Consider the following 16,086-nt stretch of genomic DNA (forward strand, 5'->3'; position numbering starts at 1 on the left):
CTATCCCTGCGGGTCGTACTTCTCCAGGGGGAGCGGCTCGAAGGGGTAGGCGGTGTGCCCGCCGACCTTGGGTGAGCAGGCCGCGAACGGGCCCATGTCCGTGTCCATGAGCACCCGCAGGTGCGGATCGGCGTGGTGCAGCCACCACGTCGACATGCCCAGGGCCGGGTCGTGGCGCAGATGCTCCCAGGCCAGCCAGAGCGCGGAGAGCCGTGCCCCGGCCTCGGGGTGTTCCCACCAGCGGGGGCACCAGGTGGCGGAGGAGCCGTTCACTCGGCGACGGATCGTCGGGGCGATGTACTCGGTGACGAAGGCGAAGACGTCCGGGAAGTAGAACTCCACTTCCTCGGTGGTCTGCTGCCCGTCCTCGGGGCTTGTGCTCATGGGCTGCCCTTCCTGGGGAGGTGGTCGGTCACCGCTCCATGTCGGTGGACTTGGGAGCGACTTCGAGTGTCGGGTTGAACGTGCCGTGCGTACTGGCTGTCGGGGTGCGGCGGTCCGGGACGCCGAGGACCTTCGGGATCGTCGCACCAGGCACGAAGGCGTCGGCCGCCTGCACTTCCACTTCGTACGTGGTGGATCGACCGTACCTGTTCGGGCAGGGCACGCCCGGACGAGGACATGCGAGAGGACAAGCGCGAGGACAAGGCGGGCCAGGACCGGGCTCAGGCCATCGGACGGCCCACCCCCGTCTTCGCCCCCGCCCCGCACAGGGGCACCACCGTCAGGCCCGGACGCGTCGGGGTCGCGCGGACCGCTGCCCAGCAGGCGACGCCCGTGGACTCGACGAACAGGCCGCGGCGGGCCAGGTCCAGTTGGGCGGTGTGGAGTTGGTCCTCCGTGACGGTCAGGAACGTGCCGCCCGTCGCGCGGACCGCGTGGAGGATCTGGGCCGCTCGGGGTGGGTTCGGGATGGCGATGCCCTCCGCGAGGGTCGGGCGGGCCGGCTCAGGCTCCAGGAGGTCCTCCGCGCCCGCCTCGAAGGCGTGGGCCAGGGGCGCGACCGCGGCCGCCTGTACGGCGACCAGGGTCGGGCGGGTGTCGATGAGGCCGTGGCCGTGGAGTTCCTCGATCGCCAGGGCCGCGCCCAGCAGGAGCGTGCCGTTGCCGACCGGGACGACGAGGGTGTCCGGGAGGCGGCCGCCGAGGTCCTCCCAGAGCTCGTACACGTACGTCTTCGTACCGTGCAGGAAGTGCGGGTTGTATGCGTGCGAGGCGTAGAAGACGCCCGGCTCGTCGGCGGCCTCGCGGGCCGCCCGCGCCGTGGCCTCCCGGTCGCCGGGGACGAGGGTCAGGCGGGCTCCTTGGGCCCGGATCTGTTCCAGCTTCTTCGCGGACGTGGCGTCCGGTACGTACACCTCGCAGTCGAGGCCCGCCCGCGCGCAGTACGCGGCGATGGCCGTGCCCGCGTTGCCGCTGCTGTCGGCGAGGACCCGGCGCGGTTCGAGCCGGCGGGCCAGTTCGGCCAGCATGACCGCGCCCCGGTCCTTGAAGGACAGCGTCGGCATGAGGAAGTCCAGTTTGGCCGAGACGCCCTCCGTCAGGGGGACGAGCGGAGTGCGGCCTTCCCCCAGCGACATGCGCGGCGATTCCGTCGCCAGTGGCAGTGCTTCCTTGTAACGCCACAGTGAATTCACGCGTGACGCAAGGGACGTGAGGGAAACCGGGGCGCTCGTGAAATCGAGATCCCACGGGCCACGGCATCGCGGACAGCACCAGGTGAGGGCGTCTGCGGGGGAGTTGACCCGGCATCGTGGACATACGTAGGCGGCCATGAGCGCGAGCATGGCAGGTGTGTGGCACACGTGTTACGGGGCGCTCGGGACTCTTGTGTGATTCCTATGGATCCGTCAATCTTTCGCTCGGCAGCCGGATGTACGAAACGGCGTGGACATCTCACGTCGTCTTGTCATGCGCCTGTCATACCCCCACAGCAACGCACCACCTATGAGGAGGATCCCTCACATGTCAGTGATGCGTGATTCGCGGCGCAGACTCGCCGCGGCCAGCGCCATAGCCGTCGCCGCTCTGGCTCTCGGCACCGCCGCCACCTTCCCGGCCACCGCGGCCGAGGCCGCCCCCGAAGGCGTCATCCAGAACGCCGGGGCCCCCGGGACGATCGCGGACAGCTACATCGTCACCCTGAAGGACTCCGCCCCGGCGGAGACCTCCAAGGGCCGGGCGGTCGCGGCCAAGCACGGCGCGAAGATCAAGAAGACGTACACGGCGGCGCTGAACGGCTACAACGTCGAGCTCTCCGAGGCGCAGGCGAAGAAGCTCGCCGCCGACCCCTCGGTCGCCTCCGTCGTGCAGAACCGCGTCTTCACGGTCGACGGCACGCAGCCCTCCCCGCCGTCCTGGGGCCTGGACCGGATCGACCAGCGGGCCCTCCCGCTGAACCAGAGCTACACCTACCCGGACAGCGCGGGCCAGGGCGTCACGGCGTACATCATCGACACCGGTGTGCGGATCTCCCACAGCGACTTCGGCGGCCGGGCCTTCAACGGCTACGACGCCATCGACAACGACAACGTCGCCCAGGACGGCCACGGCCACGGCACGCACGTCGCCGGCACCGTCGCGGGCAACGCCTACGGTGTCGCCAAGAAGGCCAAGATCGTCGGCGTCCGCGTCCTCAACAACCAGGGCTCCGGCACCACCGCGCAGGTCGTCGCGGGCATCGACTGGGTCACCCAGAACGCCGTGAAGCCGGCCGTCGCGAACATGAGCCTCGGCGGCGGCATCGACTCCGCCCTCGACACGGCCGTGCGCAACTCGATCGCCTCCGGCGTCACCTACGCCGTGGCCGCGGGCAACGACAACTCCAACGCCTCCAACTACTCGCCGGCGCGGGTCTCCGAGGCCATCACGGTCGGCTCCACGACCAACACCGACGCCCGCTCCAGCTTCTCCAACTACGGCAGCGTGCTCGACATCTTCGCCCCGGGCTCCTCCATCACCTCGGCCTGGAACACGAACGACACCGCCACCAACACCATCTCCGGTACGTCGATGGCGACCCCGCACGTCGCGGGTGCGGCAGCGGTCTACCTCGCGGACAACCCGTCGGCCACTCCGGCCCAGGTCTCGTCCGCGCTGACGACCGCCGCCACCCCGAACGTCGTCGGCAGCCCGGGCACCGGCTCCCCGAACCGGCTGCTCTTCATCGGTGGCGGCACCACCCCGCCGCCCGGCAAGAAGTTCGAGAACACCGCGGACTACGCCATCGCCGACAACTCGACCGTCGAGTCCCCGGTCACCGTCAGCGGCGTCACGGGCAACGCCCCGGCCACCCTGCAGGTGCCTGTGAACATCGTTCACACCTACATCGGTGACCTTCAGGTCCAGCTCATCGCCCCCGACGGCAGCGCGTACACGCTGAAGGGCTTCGGCACCGGCGGCAGCTCGGACAACATCAACACCACGTACACGGTCAACGCCTCCTCGGAGGTCGCGAACGGCACGTGGAAGCTGCGGGTCACGGACAACGCCAACCTCGACACCGGGAAGATCGACTCCTGGGCGCTGCAGTTCTGAGGTGCGTCAGCTCCCATGAGTGACGTCAGCACCCATGAGTGAGTAGACACGCCCTGGGGGGCGGTCGCCGGTACCGGCGGCCGCCCCTTCGTCGCGTCACACGGCGTCGAGCAGGGCGTGCATCGTCTCCCTGGGGAGCGCCGGATTCGCCGCCGCCTCCTTCGACAGTTCCTTGTCTTCGAGGAGTTGAAGAATCCGATCGACCGGCAGCGCGGGGTTCCGTGCCGCTCCCGCACGCACGCGTGCGTCGGTGTCCCGCGTGAGCGCGTCGACGAGGGCCGGCTCCGCATCGGGGTCCAGCGTGGCCAGGAGGCGTACGGCGGGGTCCTCGGCGGTCCCGAAGCGCGCGCCGAGCCCGGCGACCGGGAAGCGGGGCAGGCCGAGGAGGCGGTCGCGGTTCCTGCCCGTGTACTCCAGGTAGCAGCGCAGGAGCAGCTCCGGCGGCGCCTCCGGGTGGTGCTGCGCGAGGACGATCCGTACGCCCGGGTCGTCGTCGGCGGCGAGGAGCGCGACGAGCTCGGGCGGCAGCTCCGGGTTGTGGGCGACGCGGCGGCGCAGCAGGGGGTGCGCCGACCGGGCGTGCGCGAGCGGCGCCCGGTACGTGTCCGGGCCCACGTCGACGACCTCGTGCGGCTCGACGACGTAGTCGACGGCGGCCCGTTCGGCCTCGGTCAGCTCGGGGCGTACGGAGACGGCGGTACGGACGTCGGGGTCCGGGTCGCGCGCGAGGAGGTCCACCAGCTCGCGCGGGAGGTCCGCCCGTCGCGCCACCTTCTCCCGGGCCTTCGCGTCGCCGACGCGGGCGACGTGCGCGACGACGTCCTGCGGGGTGCTGTAGTTGTGCGCGAGGCACCACAGGTCGTCGTCCTCGCGCTCCTGCAGCAGCTCGTCGACTACCGCCCGGGAGAGCCGGCAGTTGACGAGGATGTGGTTGCGGGCGTGCGACGGGTGCGAGGGCATGGCGCGCAGCCGCCGCTCCATCTCCGCCGCGTCGTCGTCCTCGGCCCGCCGGGTCCGCACGCGTTCGGCGGCGGCGCGCACGTCGGGGTCGGGGTCGGCGAGCAGGGCCGCCCGGCGCTCCTCGGACAGGGCCGACCACATCCCGGTGCCGTACGCGCGGAGCTCGGCGACCGGGTGGGCCGCGTGCGCGAGGAGCGTGCGGTACGGCACCTGGCGGGAGAAGAGCAGCGACTGGAGTTCCTGCCCGTCGTAGGTCGTGAGCATCCGGTCGGTCACGTGGTCCGGCAGGTACCGCGGCCAGACGTCCTGCCCCGGGCCGTCCGCCAGGAGCGCCCGGACGAGCCAGTGCTCGTCGTCGACGACCCGGCCCCGCGTCTCCCCCGGCACGTGGGGATTGCGTGCGAGGCCGCCACGCGCGCGTGGCGCCGGGTGCGCGACGATCGCGTCCACGACCTCCGGTGGCAGCTCCCGCCGCCATCGGCAGAGGGCCGACCAGGCTGCCTCGTAGGGCGGTTCGAGCAGCCGCAGGAGGATGTCGACGGGGGTGGCCGGATTGAGGGCGAGGCCCTCCAGGGCCGCGCTCCCGGGCCGCTCGTCCGTCGCCCCGTCCGCTGTCCCGTCCGGCGCCCCGTCCGTTGCCGCAGTCATCTGTGTACCGCCTCCACCCCTCGACCACGTACGATGCGCGCGCCGCCGATCGCACGTTCGTACCACCCCGCCGCCACAGGAGCACCGTACTCGTGGAGCCCTCCCAGCCTCCCCAGGATTCCCAGCCTCCGCAGGGTTCCCAGCCTCCGGAGGGCCCTCAGCCTCCGCAGGGTTCCCAGCCTCCGCAGGGCTCCCTGCCCGCCCAGGATCCTCAGCCTCTCCAGGGTCCCCAGCCTCCCCAGGACTCGCAGACCACCCAGGACTCCCAGCCCGCCCAGGGCTCCCAGCCGCCCCGGCAGAGCTGGCCCGCCCCCGAGTCCTCCGGTCCGGCCGCCGCGCCGTCGCCCGTTCCCGTGGCTCCCGGGGGTCCGTACACCTCCGGTCCCTACGGCCCGTACGGGCCCTACGGGCCCGGTGCCGGCGCCCCCGGTCCGTACGGGATGCCGCCGCAGCGCACCACCAACGGGCTGGCCATCGCGTCTCTCGTCTCCGGCATCGTCTGCTGCCTCCCGCCCCTCGGCCTGATCTTCGGGCTCATCGCCCTCCCGCAGATCAAGAAGCGGAACCAGACGGGCACTGGGCTCGCCGTCGCCGGCATCGTCCTCTCCTCGCTCAGCTGCCTCCTCATAGTCCTCGGCCTCGTCTCCGGCGCCTTCGGCGACCTGCGGCGGGGCTTCCAGAAGGGTCTGGACGAGGCGGCGCGGGCGGAGTCCACGTTCTCGCTGCGCACGGGCCAGTGCTACAACGTCGACGGCAAACTGGAGGCGGAGACCTCGGACGTCGAGGTGGTCGACTGCGCGAAGCCGCACGAGGGCGAGGTCACCGGCGGCTTCAAGCTGACCGGCTTCACCAAGTGGCCGGGCGAGACCTCCATCGACGACATCGCCACCAAGCGCTGCGGCGACATCGGCGAGGCGTACGCGCTCGACAGCTGGGCCTTCCCCGAGGAGGTCTACGACTTCTACTACATGCCGAGCCGCGAGAGCTGGCGGGCCGGCGACCGCACGGTGACCTGTGCGTTCGTCGTCGACGGCGGCGAACCGATGAAGGGGTCGCTGCGCGCCGACAAGACCACGCTCGACGCCGACCAGCTCCACTTCCTCACCACGATGAACCGGATCGACGACGCCCTGAGCCAGGAGCCGGAGGACGACGCCGACGAGGACCTGGGGGCCAACAAGGCCTGGGCGGGGAAGGTGCACGACGCCGTCGCCGCCGCGAGCCGCGGGTTGAAGGACCACTCCTGGCCGGCCGCCGCCACGACCGACGTCGACAAGCTCGTCAAGGAGCTGGACGCGTCCGCGAAGCAGTGGAACCAGCTGGCGAACTCCGCCGACGAGGACGTCTTCTGGGAGCACTACGACCGGGCGTACGACGGGACCTTCTGGGACTCCGAGGCCCAGGCGCGCGCGACCCTGAAGCTGGCGTCGACGCCTTCGCCGTCGTCCGAGCCGTCGTCCGACTCCTCGGCCTGAGAAGGCGCGAAGGGGCCGGAGGGGGCGCGGGGCGTGGGGGCGCGAGGGTGCCCTAGGGACCTCCGGGGCTCACGGGCTCCTTCGGTGCCTGCCGGCCGGAACACGTCACGTGACGGGGCCGGGACTCCCTCCAGGAGTCCCGGCCCCGTCGGGTTCCGCTAGCGGCGGCCGAGGACGCGGTCGACGGCCGTGATCAGCTCGCCGTCGGGGGTGTCCCCGTCCAGCGACCAGAACATCGCCCCGCCGAGCCCCTTCGCCCGCACGTACGCCGACTTGGTGCCCAGCACCCACGGGTCGTCGTACGTCCACAGGTTCGTGCCGTCGAAGAGCCAGGCGTGGCCGTTCCGCCAGTCCCGGTGGACCTTGTACGTCCCCGAGTCCGCGAGCTTCTTCAGCGCCTCGTAGTCCTCGCTGCCGTTCGCCCAGGTGCCCGTGGCGGGGCCGGTGGCGGGGCGGCCGAGACCGTTGCCGCCGCCCGAGACGCCCGTCCAGCCCTGCCCGTAGAACGGCATGCCCACCACGAGCTTGCGGGCGGGCGCGCCGCGCCGCAGCCAGTCGTTCACGGTCTGGTCGACGCTGAAGTCACCGGACGCGGCGAAGAGCGCGGACTGCTGGGCGGTGGTCGACTCCCAGGAGCCGTGGAAGTCGTAACCCTGGAGGTTGACGAAGTCGAAGTCCTTCATGATCTTGGGGACTTCGAAGCCGGCGTCGATCTTGGCGGGGGCGGTGGGGACGAAGGCGGTCAGTTCGTAGTGCTTGCGCTTGCCGCCGGTCTCCCGCTGCCGCTCCTTCGCGTACGCGTCGAGCTGCGTGCGGAACTCCCTCACGAGCGCGGTGAAGTTCTGCTTGTCCTCCGGACGGAAGACGGTGTCGACGTCGCCCGCGGAGCCCGGCCACTCCCAGTCCAGGTCGATGCCGTCGAAGAGACCCGCGGCGGCTCCCGCGCCGCCACGGGCGCCGTCGGCGGGCAGGTTGCCCTTGATGTGCAGGTCGATGCAGGAGGCGACCAGGGCCTTGCGGGAGGCCGGGGTGCGGGCCGCGTCGGAGAAGTGCGTGGACCAGCTCCAACCGCCCAGCGAGATCAGCACCTTGAGGCCCGGGTGCTTCGCCTTCAGCTCGCGCAGCTGGTTGAAGTTGCCGGCCAGCGGCTGGTCGGCGGTGTCGGCGACGCCGTCCACCGAACTCGCCGCGTCGAGCGGCCGCGCGTAGTCGGCCCACGCGTCGGCCTCGCCGGGAATGTTGCCGGTGAAGCACTTGCCGTCCGGACTCACGTTGCCGAAGGCGTAGTTGATGTGGGTCAGCTTGGCCGCCGCGCCACTGGTCTCCAGGTCCTTGACCTGGAAGTTCCGCCCGTAGACGCCCCATTGGGTGAAGTAGCCGACCCGCTTGTACGGCGCGTTGTGCGCCGTGCTCTGCGACGTGCGGTCGGCGTCGCCGCGTGCGGCGACGGGGGCGGGGTCGGCGCCGGCGGCGGGGGCGAGGCCGGCCACGAGGCCGAGGGAGAGGGCGGCGATCGTCAGCCGGGCAAGGGTTGTTCGACGCATGAGGCTCGTTTCCTGTGCGTGTGCCGGAAGGGAGCGGTGCTCAGCGGTGCGCACAGGAAGCTATTGGTCTGGACCATTAACGTCAAGGTCTCGGGAGGCTATACCTGCGGTAAGCGCAGGCGTAAAGGTAAATCATCACTTCGGGTGAAACTCTGGCCCATGCTTGCGGGTGGCCACCGAGGGTTGTCAGTCTGTAGCTGTCCGTCAACCTGAGGGGAGTGTCCTGTGACGTTCGGTGAGCAGCCCGCCTATTTGCGCGTGGCGAGCGATCTCCGCAAGAAGATCGCCAACGGCTCGCTTCCGCCGCATACCCGTCTCCCCTCGCAGGCACGCATTCGCGAGGAGTACGGGGTCTCGGACACCGTGGCCCTGGAGGCCCGCAAGGTGCTGATGGCCGAGGGGCTCGTCGAGGGCCGCTCGGGTTCGGGTACGTACGTCCGGGAGCGGCCGGTGCCGCGCCGGATCGCCCGCTCCGGATACCGTCCGCCGTCGGGTGCCAACCCCTTCCGGCAGGAGCAGGCGGCCGACGGGGCGCGCGGCACCTGGGAGTCCAGCAGCGAGCAGGACCACGCGAGCGCCGCGGTGGCCGCCCGGCTCGGCATCGAGCCCGGCGAGCGCGTGATGCGCACCCGGTACGTGTACCGGGACGGGGGCGAGCCGATGATGCTCTCCACCTCCTGGGAGCCGCTCGCGGTCACGGGTCGGACGCCGGTGATGCTGCCCGAGGAGGGGCCGCTCGGCGGCTGCGGGGTCGTTGAGCGGATGGCGGCGATCGACGTGGTCGTGGACAACGTGGTGGAGGAGGTCGGCGCCCGCCCGGGGCTCGCGGAGGAGCTCCTCGCGCTCGGCGGTGTCCCGGGGCACGTGGTGATGGTCGTGGAGCGGACGTACTACGCCTCGGGGCGTGCGGTGGAGACGGCCGACGTCGTGGTCCCCGCCGACCGCTACCGCATCGCCTACCACCTACCGGTCCGCTGACCGGACCGGACGACCGCCTGTCGGACAGGGGCGTCCGACGGGTGTCTCCGGGAGTTTACGAACCGTCAACTCCCGTAACCCCGTGGCAACCGCGTACGAACGCGTGCCGACACGCCCCGCTCCTACCTTCCTCGTCCGTACCCGCACACCGGTCGGACGACAGGAACCCTCATGACGGATACGGTCACCCCGGCGGAGTCCTCAGCCGAACCCTCGCCCACGCCCTCGGCGGAACCCCCGGCCGGGTCTCCGGCCGCCGCGCCGCCGCCGCGACGCAGTTACGCCAAGCTGGCCGCCGACGAGAGCCGCGAGGACTACTCGCTGCGCTACGCGCCGCACTCGTTCCGCCGCTGGTCCCCCTCGATGGTGGCCGGCACGGCGCTCGGCGGCATCGCCTATCTCGCCGACTTCGCCATCGGCGCCTCGATCGTCTTCACCTACGGCTTCACGAGCGGGCTCGCCTCGATCCTCACCGCCGCGGTGATCATCTTCCTCACCGGCATCCCCATCGCCAGGGCCTGCGCGACCTACGGCCTGGACATGGACCTGGTGACCCGGGGCGCGGGCTTCGGCTACTTCGGCTCCACCCTCACCTCCCTCATCTACGCCTCCTTCACCTTCATCTTCTTCGCGCTCGAAGGCTCGATCATGGCCCAGGCCATGCACCAGGCCGTCGGGCTGCCGGTCGAGATCGGCTATCTGGTCACGACCCTCATCGTGATCCCGATCGTCTTCCGCGGCATGGGCGCCCTCGCCAAGGTGCAGGCCTGGACCCAGCCGATCTGGATCGTCGGCATGGTGCTGCCCTTCGTCGTGCTCGCCTTCGAGGCCCCGGACGCCTGGGGCGCCTTCGGCTCCTTCGGGGGTACGGAAGGGGCCGGCTCGGGCTTCACCTGGATCGGCTTCGGCCTCGGCACGGGCGTCGCGCTCTCGCTCATCGCCCAGATCGGCGAGCAGGCCGACTATCTGCGCTTCATGCCCGCGAAGACCGAGGCCAACAAGCGGCGCTGGAACCTCGCCGTGCTCGCCGCCGGACCCGGCTGGGTGATCATCGGCGCGGCCAAGCAGCTCGGCGGCGCCTTCCTCGCCTTCGTCGCCCTGGAGGCCGTCGGCAAGACGCACGCCCTGGAGCCGATCGCCCCGCAGATCGAGGCGCTCAAGCCCTGGCTCGGCACCTTCGCCCTGCCCGCGGCCGCGGTGTTCGTGATCGTCTCGCAGATCAAGATCAACGTGACCAACGCGTACAGCGGCTCGCTGTCCTGGTCGAACTTCTTCTCCCGCGTCACCCACCGGCACCCCGGCCGCGTCTGGTACATCTTCCTCAACCTCGCCATCGCGCTGACGCTGATGGAGATGAACATGTTCGCGTTCCTGGGCAAGCTGCTCGGCTTCTACTCCAACGTCGGCATCGCCTGGATCGCCGCCGTCGCCGCCGACCTCGTCATCAACAAGCGGGCCGGCTGGAGTCCGCCGTACATCGAGTTCAAGCGGGCCTACCTCTACTCCGTGAACCCGGCCGGCTTCGGCGCCATGGTGATCGCCTCGACCGTCTCGATCCTCGCCTTCTTCGGATTCTTCGGGACGTACGCGGAGGCCTTCTCGACCTTCATCGCCGCCGGTCTCGCGCTGGTCCTCTGCCCACTGATCGCCTGGGCCACCAAGGGCCGCTACTACCTGGCCCGCCCGAACCCGGTGAACGGACCCGGTGTCGAGGTGGCGGATGTGACGGCGACCCATGACTGCGCGGTCTGCGAGACGGCGTACGAGCTGCCCGACATCGCCGACTGCCCCGTGCAGTCCGGGCCGATCTGTTCCCTGTGCTGCTCACTGGACGCCGAGTGCGGCGACGTCTGCCGCAAGGACCCCGCGGCCGCAGGCCCGGTCCTGATGCCGGTGCCGACGGTGCCGACGGTGCCGCAGGCGGCCGCCAAGGTCTGACCTTCGGCCTCCCTCCGTCGGTTCCCGGCCGGATCCGTACCTCTTTGTGAAAACCCGTATCCGCTGTGTAAAGGTCAGGCGTAAGGTCGGGCATATGCGGATTGCCATTTCAGGGAGATCCAAAGAGACGACCGGACCGGCGGAGGGAGAAGTCCGATGACCGACAGCGGCCCTGTTCTGCCCTGGCTGGTCATACGGCAGGACGACAACGGCAACCGCTATCGGGTCGGGCGGTACGCGACGAGGGACGAGGCGCAGCAAGTCGCCGACAGCCTCGACGATCGGGGGCACAAGCAGCTCTACTGGGTGGAACGCATCGGTCAGCCCGCTGTCTGACCCACAGCGCCCGGGACTGACCAGGACCGACCCGCACCGCCCCGCGCCCCGACCCGCGCGGGTTACGCTCCGGCCCATGACAGAGAGCACGTCCGACCACGTGGCCGACCACGTGGTCGTGGTCGCCGGAGCCCTGTACGACCGGGGGCGCCTGCTGGCCGCGCGCCGCAGCGCCCCCGCCGAACTTGCCGGCCGGTGGGAGCTGCCGGGCGGCAAGCTGGAGCCGGGGGAGAGTCCCGAGGAAGCCCTGGTCCGCGAGTTGCGCGAGGAGCTCGGCGTGGAGACCGAGCCGGGTGAGCGCATCCCCGGCGAGTGGCCGCTGAAGCCCGGATACGTCCTCCAGGTGTGGACGGCCCGGCTGCTCTCCGGCGAACCCCGCCCGCTGGAGGACCACGACGAGCTGCGCTGGCTGGCCCGCCACGAGCTGGACTCCGTCGACTGGCTCGACCAGGACCGCCCCGCCGTCGCCGAGGCCCGACTGCGCTGGCCGTCCGGCGCCGCCGACGGAGTGCGCGGCTGAGGCTCTACGCCGTTCGTGCCACCGTGCGCCCACTGGGCGGAGTGCCGCGATATCCCGCCCCGAATATCGGGTATGTGCTGATTAACCCCCCGAAAAAGGACGTGGGCCTCCCTTCTGGTGATGGGCTGGGGAAGTGATCGGGCGTGATCGACACCGAAGGCGACTGCGTCGAGTGGCATTTCCCGGCGGAGGCCAATGCCGTGCGCACCGCCCGGCACGCGGTGCGCGACACGCTCCGGAGCTGGCGCATCGACGCGGCCGTCGGTGATGTCACGGTCCTGCTGGTCAGCGAGCTGGTGACCAACTCCCTGCGGTACGCCTCCGGCCCGATCGGCGTCCGGCTCGTCCACCTCCAGCCGGACCCGGACGGCCCGGCCCACGACACCGCCCGCGACTCCCCGCATCGCCCCGCGCTGCTCGTGGAGGTCTCCGATCCGCTTCCGGATCCGCCCACCGAGCGGCCCGCGGGACCCGACGACGAGGGTGGCCGCGGGCTCCAGCTGGTGGCCTGTTCCGCACAGCGCTGGGGCACGCGCAAGGGCAGATCGGGCAAGACAGTGTGGTTCGAGCTGGCCCTGCCGGGTTAAGAGAGGGGAGGGACAACGATCACCATGGTCTCGGCCGGAAATGAACGAGACCACCCTGTGATCGTGAACGTCGTGCCGTCGGGGGCCGTAGTGCTGAATACTGCGGGCATGGCCGGTCCGGTGCGGTGAGCTGGAGGGGACGGTCGCGTGAGCGAGATATCTGAGACGGCGAGCGGCGTCGTGTGGCAGAGCAGCCCGCCCGGCTCGATCTATGACTACATCCGGGTCGCCTCCTTCTCGATAGGGCCCGACGGGCTCGTCGACCAGTGGAGCAGGCGGGCGGTGGACCTCTTCGGTGTGCCCGCCGACGAGGCCGTCGGCAAGGATCCGGTCGAGGCGTTCATGCCCGCCGACCTGCGGGAGCGCGGTCGCCGCCGGGTCGCGGAGATCCTCGACGGCAGGGAGTGGACGGGCCTCGTCCCGTTCCGGATACCCGGGCAGAACCGGCGCGACGGCGTCGCCGAGATGTACGTGATGCCGAGCCAGACCCCCACCGGTGAACGGGCCGCGCTCTGCATCGTCGTGGACGTGCGGGCGCTGCGGCACATCGAGACCGACCTCGCCGCGTCGCAGGCGATTTTCGGCCAATCCCCCTTCGGCTTTCTCCTCTTCGGTACGGACCTCACCGTGCAGCGGGCCAATCAGCGCTTCGCCACGGTCTTCGGCGGCTCGGCCGACGACCATCGGGGCCGCACCGTCCACGACTACCTGTCGCGGCCCGAGGCCGAGCGGATGACCGCCGCGCTCGAGCGGGTCCTGGAGACCGGTGAGTCCGTCACCGAACTGCAGATCGTCGGCGCCCCGCCCGGCTCCACCGAGCGGCGCCACTGGTCGATCAACCTCTACCGCGTGCACAGCGGCTCGGGCCGGGCCGTCGGTGTCGCCGGTCTCGGCATCGACGTGACCCGCCGCCACAACGCGGCCCGCGAGGCGGCCAGCGCCCGCCGCAACCTCGCGCTGCTCAACGAGGCCGGTGCCCGCATCGGCACCTCCCTCGACCTGGAGGCCACCGCCCGCGAACTGCTCGACGTGGCCGTCCCCGGCTTCTGCGACCTCGCCTCCGTCGACCTCTACCAGGGTCTGCTCACGGGCGACGAGGCCCCGCCCGGACGGTGGGGGAGCTCCCACGACGTCGGCTACGGAGCGGGCAGCGCCGAACTGCGCCGGGTGGCCTTCGCCAGCGCCGTCTCCGACACCCCGCTGCGGAGCCCCGAGGCCGCCGACGGCTCCGACGCGAGCGGCGGCTGTTGCGGCCCGGGGCCCGTCGAGGTCGGCTCCGTGCACCGCTACCCGTTCAACTCGCCCTGCGCCGGGGCCCTCCGCACCGGCCGCGTCAAGGCCGTACCCGGCCGCGAAGGCGGACTCGTCCAGTCCACCCTCGTCGTGCCGATGGTCGCCCACGACACCGTCGTCGGCCTCGTGCAGTTCTCCCGGACCAAGGGCAGCGAGCCCTTCGGGGAGCGGGACCGGGCACTCGCCGTCGAACTGGCCGCCCGCGCGGCCGTCTGCATCGACAACGCCCGGCTCTACCGCCGCGAACACGAGCGGGCCCTGATCCTGCAGCGCAGCCTGCTCCCGCCCGGAGACCCCGAGGCCGCCGGACTCGACATCGCCTGCCGGTACCTCCCCGGCACCACCGCCACCGAAGTCGGCGGCGACTGGTTCGACGTCATCGAACTCCCCGGCCACCGCACCGCTCTGGTCATCGGCGACGTCATGGGCCGGGGTCTGCGCGCCGCCGTCGCCATGGGCGAGCTGCGCACCGCCGTCCGCACACTGGCCCAGCTCGACCTCGAACCCGCCGAGGTCCTCTCGCACCTCGACGAGATCGCGCGCGGCCTGGGCGCCCCGGCCGGCGCCCAGCAGAGCGCCCGCGCCCACAAGCCCCGAGGACCGGAACTCTCCGAGGTCTACCTCGCGACCTGCGTCTACGCCGTCTACGACCCGGTCACCCGGCGCTGCACCTTCGCCAACGCCGGCCACCTTCCGCCGGTCCTCGTCGAGCCCGGCGAGAAGGCGCTGCTGCTCGACGTGCCCCCGGGGATGCCGCTCGGCGTCGGCGGCGAGCCCTTCGAGGAGGTCGAGGTCGAACTGCCCGAGGGCTCCCTGCTCGCGCTCTACACCGACGGACTCGTCGAGTCCCGCGACCATCCCCTCGACGAGGGGCTGACCGCCTTCCGCAGCGCGTTCACGGACACGGCCCTGCCCCTCGAAGACGTCTGCGACCGGGTCCTGACCACCCTGCACACCGGGCACGGCGAGGACGACATCGCCCTTCTGATGGCCCGTATCCAAGGACTCCCGTCCGAGGCGGTCGGGGACTGGCGGCTGCCGAGGGAACCCCGCTCGGTCGGCCGGGCCCGCGAACTGGCTCGCGCCCAGCTCACCGCCTGGGACCTCGAAGCCCTCGTGGACACCGTCGAACTGCTCGTCAGCGAACTGGTCACCAACGCCCTGCGCTACGGCGAGGGCGAGATCAGACTCCGGCTGCTGCGCGACCGGACCCTGGTGTGCGAGGTCTGGGACGCCGGGCTCGTCCAGCCCAGACGGCGCCGCGCCCGGGACACCGACGAGGGCGGGCGCGGACTGCAGCTCGTCGGACTGCTCAGCGCCGCCTGGGGCTCGCGCCGCACCCCGCGGGGCAAGACCGTCTGGTTCGAACTGCCCCTGCCGGACGGCGAGGGAACCGCGGAGCCCACGGTGGAGCAGCTCCTGAGCATGTTCTGACCGGTGCCGCACCCACCCGCGGGCGCGGTTCCACAGGCTCCGCGCCCCCGGCCCCCGCCCGGGCCTCGGCCCCCGACCGCCGGCTACTTCTTCAGCGCGGCGAGCCTCGCCTCGATCTCCGCGCCGTCGCCGAGCGCGTCCAACTGCTCGAACTGCGCGTCCAGGGAGGAGGCGGCCAGCTCCTGCTTGCCCATCGCCTTCGCCTCCTCGCGCCGGACCTTGTCCTCGAAGCGGTTCAACTCGCTCGTCGGGTCCAGCACGTCGATGTTCTTCACGGCGTCCATCATCGTGTTCTGCGCCTGCGCGGACTTGGCGCGGGCCACCAGCTCGTCGCGCTTCGACTGCAGCTCGCCCAGCTTGGCCTTCATCTGGTCGAGCCCGCTCTTGAGCTTCTCCACCACCTCGGTCTGCGCCGCGATCACGGGCTCGGCCGTGGTGGCCTCCTTCTCGGACTGCAGCTGGCGCCCCAGGGCGACCTTCGCCAGCTGGTCGAACCGGTCCGCCTCGGCCGTCTGCCCGGCGGCCCGCAGCTCGTCCGCCTTGCGGCTCGCCGCCAGCGCCTTCTCGCCCCACCCCTGCGCCGCCCGCACGTCCTCCTGGTGGTCCTGCTCCAGCATCCGAAGATTGCCGATCGTCGTCGCGACGGCCTGCTCGGCCTCCGAGATGTTGTTGCTGTAGTCGCGGATCAGCTGGTCCAGCATCTTCTGCGGGTCCTCGGCCTGGTCCAGCAGGGCGTTGATGTTGGCCTTCGCCAGCTGGGTGACACGGCCCAGGATGGTCTGCTTGCTCATGGTCCTTCTCCTTGAACGCCAGGGGACTGAACAGGGGATCGAACA

General features: G+C 71.3%; 14 protein-coding genes. 8 read left to right on the top strand and 6 right to left on the bottom strand.

The genetic code is table 11. The features are described from left to right. From AB0E14_RS17580 to AB0E14_RS17590, 3 genes are all read right to left on the bottom strand, one after another. A complete protein-coding gene (locus AB0E14_RS17580) occupies positions 1 to 384 on the bottom strand; it encodes a DUF4913 domain-containing protein (protein ID WP_362418086.1) in 384 nt (127 codons plus the stop codon). A 28-nt stretch (positions 385 to 412) separates the two neighbouring features. Further along, positions 413 to 559 carry a hypothetical protein gene (locus AB0E14_RS17585; protein ID WP_362418089.1) on the bottom strand — a complete coding sequence of 49 codons (147 nt, stop codon included), beginning with the start codon at positions 557 to 559 and terminating at the stop codon, positions 413 to 415. Between the two features lie 106 nt (positions 560 to 665). Next, positions 666 to 1,775 carry a pyridoxal-phosphate dependent enzyme gene (locus AB0E14_RS17590; RefSeq protein ID WP_362418092.1) on the bottom strand — a complete coding sequence of 370 codons (1,110 nt, stop codon included), beginning with the start codon at positions 1,773 to 1,775 and terminating at the stop codon, positions 666 to 668. Between the two features lie 190 nt (positions 1,776 to 1,965). On the opposite strand from AB0E14_RS17590, the gene AB0E14_RS17595 reads away from it, so the two are divergent. Beyond that, positions 1,966 to 3,537, top strand: coding sequence for a S8 family serine peptidase (locus AB0E14_RS17595; RefSeq protein ID WP_362418095.1), 1,572 nt, complete (start codon positions 1,966 to 1,968; stop codon positions 3,535 to 3,537). A 96-nt stretch (positions 3,538 to 3,633) separates the two neighbouring features. On the opposite strand, the gene AB0E14_RS17600 is transcribed toward AB0E14_RS17595, so the two are convergent. Further along, positions 3,634 to 5,145 carry a translation initiation factor 2 gene (locus AB0E14_RS17600; RefSeq protein WP_362418098.1) on the bottom strand — a complete coding sequence of 504 codons (1,512 nt, stop codon included), beginning with the start codon at positions 5,143 to 5,145 and terminating at the stop codon, positions 3,634 to 3,636. Positions 5,146 to 5,237: 92 nt separating this feature from the next. Here AB0E14_RS17600 and AB0E14_RS17605 point away from each other — a divergent pair, with 92 nt between their 5' ends. Next, the gene (locus AB0E14_RS17605) at positions 5,238 to 6,620 is read left to right on the top strand and encodes a DUF4190 domain-containing protein (RefSeq protein WP_362418101.1); all 1,383 of its coding nucleotides are present in this window, start codon (positions 5,238 to 5,240) and stop codon (positions 6,618 to 6,620) included. A gap of 158 nt (positions 6,621 to 6,778) precedes the next feature. Here the strand turns inward: AB0E14_RS17605 and AB0E14_RS17610 are convergent, their stop codons facing one another. After that, a complete protein-coding gene (locus tag AB0E14_RS17610; RefSeq protein ID WP_362418104.1) occupies positions 6,779 to 8,164 on the bottom strand; it encodes a glycoside hydrolase family 18 protein in 1,386 nt (461 codons plus the stop codon). 225 nt (positions 8,165 to 8,389) lie between these two features. Here AB0E14_RS17610 and AB0E14_RS17615 point away from each other — a divergent pair, with 225 nt between their 5' ends. The 6 genes from AB0E14_RS17615 (at position 8,390) to AB0E14_RS17640 (ending at position 15,250) form a co-directional block, all read left to right on the top strand. Further along, on the top strand, positions 8,390 to 9,142 hold the full coding sequence (locus tag AB0E14_RS17615) for a GntR family transcriptional regulator (RefSeq protein ID WP_362418107.1): 753 nt from the start codon (positions 8,390 to 8,392) through the stop codon (positions 9,140 to 9,142). 171 nt (positions 9,143 to 9,313) lie between these two features. Beyond that, the gene (locus AB0E14_RS17620; protein ID WP_362418110.1) at positions 9,314 to 11,080 is read left to right on the top strand and encodes a hypothetical protein; all 1,767 of its coding nucleotides are present in this window, start codon (positions 9,314 to 9,316) and stop codon (positions 11,078 to 11,080) included. A 156-nt stretch (positions 11,081 to 11,236) separates the two neighbouring features. Further along, a complete protein-coding gene (locus tag AB0E14_RS17625) occupies positions 11,237 to 11,416 on the top strand; it encodes an SPOR domain-containing protein (RefSeq protein ID WP_362418113.1) in 180 nt (59 codons plus the stop codon). Positions 11,417 to 11,492: 76 nt separating this feature from the next. Beyond that, on the top strand, positions 11,493 to 11,936 hold the full coding sequence (locus tag AB0E14_RS17630) for a (deoxy)nucleoside triphosphate pyrophosphohydrolase (RefSeq protein WP_362418116.1): 444 nt from the start codon (positions 11,493 to 11,495) through the stop codon (positions 11,934 to 11,936). Between the two features lie 143 nt (positions 11,937 to 12,079). Beyond that, positions 12,080 to 12,523: an ATP-binding protein gene (locus AB0E14_RS17635; RefSeq protein WP_362418119.1), complete on the top strand. Its 444-nt coding sequence runs from the start codon at positions 12,080 to 12,082 to the stop codon at positions 12,521 to 12,523. 147 nt (positions 12,524 to 12,670) lie between these two features. Then, positions 12,671 to 15,250, top strand: coding sequence for a SpoIIE family protein phosphatase (locus AB0E14_RS17640; RefSeq protein ID WP_362418122.1), 2,580 nt, complete (start codon positions 12,671 to 12,673; stop codon positions 15,248 to 15,250). An 83-nt stretch (positions 15,251 to 15,333) separates the two neighbouring features. Here AB0E14_RS17640 and AB0E14_RS17645 read toward each other — a convergent pair whose 3' ends face one another. Continuing rightward, the gene (locus tag AB0E14_RS17645; protein ID WP_362418125.1) at positions 15,334 to 16,041 is read right to left on the bottom strand and encodes a PspA/IM30 family protein; all 708 of its coding nucleotides are present in this window, start codon (positions 16,039 to 16,041) and stop codon (positions 15,334 to 15,336) included. Positions 16,042 to 16,086: the final 45 nt, after the last annotated feature.

This window comes from Streptomyces sp. NPDC047981 (assembly GCF_040653315.1).
Classification (GTDB): domain Bacteria; phylum Actinomycetota; class Actinomycetes; order Streptomycetales; family Streptomycetaceae; genus Streptomyces.

Bases quoted from the DNA above. Each gene is read 5' to 3' on its own strand.
- AB0E14_RS17580 (WP_362418086.1), bottom strand. From the start codon at position 384: ATGAGCACAAGCCCCGAGGACGGGCAGCAGACCACCGAGGAAGTGGAG.
- AB0E14_RS17590 (WP_362418092.1), bottom strand. From the start codon at position 1,775: ATGGCCGCCTACGTATGTCCACGATGCCGGGTCAACTCCCCCGCAGAC.
- AB0E14_RS17595 (WP_362418095.1), top strand. From the start codon at position 1,966: ATGTCAGTGATGCGTGATTCGCGGCGCAGACTCGCCGCGGCCAGCGCC.
- AB0E14_RS17600 (WP_362418098.1), bottom strand. From the start codon at position 5,145: ATGACTGCGGCAACGGACGGGGCGCCGGACGGGACAGCGGACGGGGCG.
- AB0E14_RS17610 (WP_362418104.1), bottom strand. From the start codon at position 8,164: ATGCGTCGAACAACCCTTGCCCGGCTGACGATCGCCGCCCTCTCCCTC.
- AB0E14_RS17620 (WP_362418110.1), top strand. From the start codon at position 9,314: ATGACGGATACGGTCACCCCGGCGGAGTCCTCAGCCGAACCCTCGCCC.
- AB0E14_RS17625 (WP_362418113.1), top strand. From the start codon at position 11,237: ATGACCGACAGCGGCCCTGTTCTGCCCTGGCTGGTCATACGGCAGGAC.
- AB0E14_RS17630 (WP_362418116.1), top strand. From the start codon at position 11,493: ATGACAGAGAGCACGTCCGACCACGTGGCCGACCACGTGGTCGTGGTC.
- AB0E14_RS17645 (WP_362418125.1), bottom strand. From the start codon at position 16,041: ATGAGCAAGCAGACCATCCTGGGCCGTGTCACCCAGCTGGCGAAGGCC.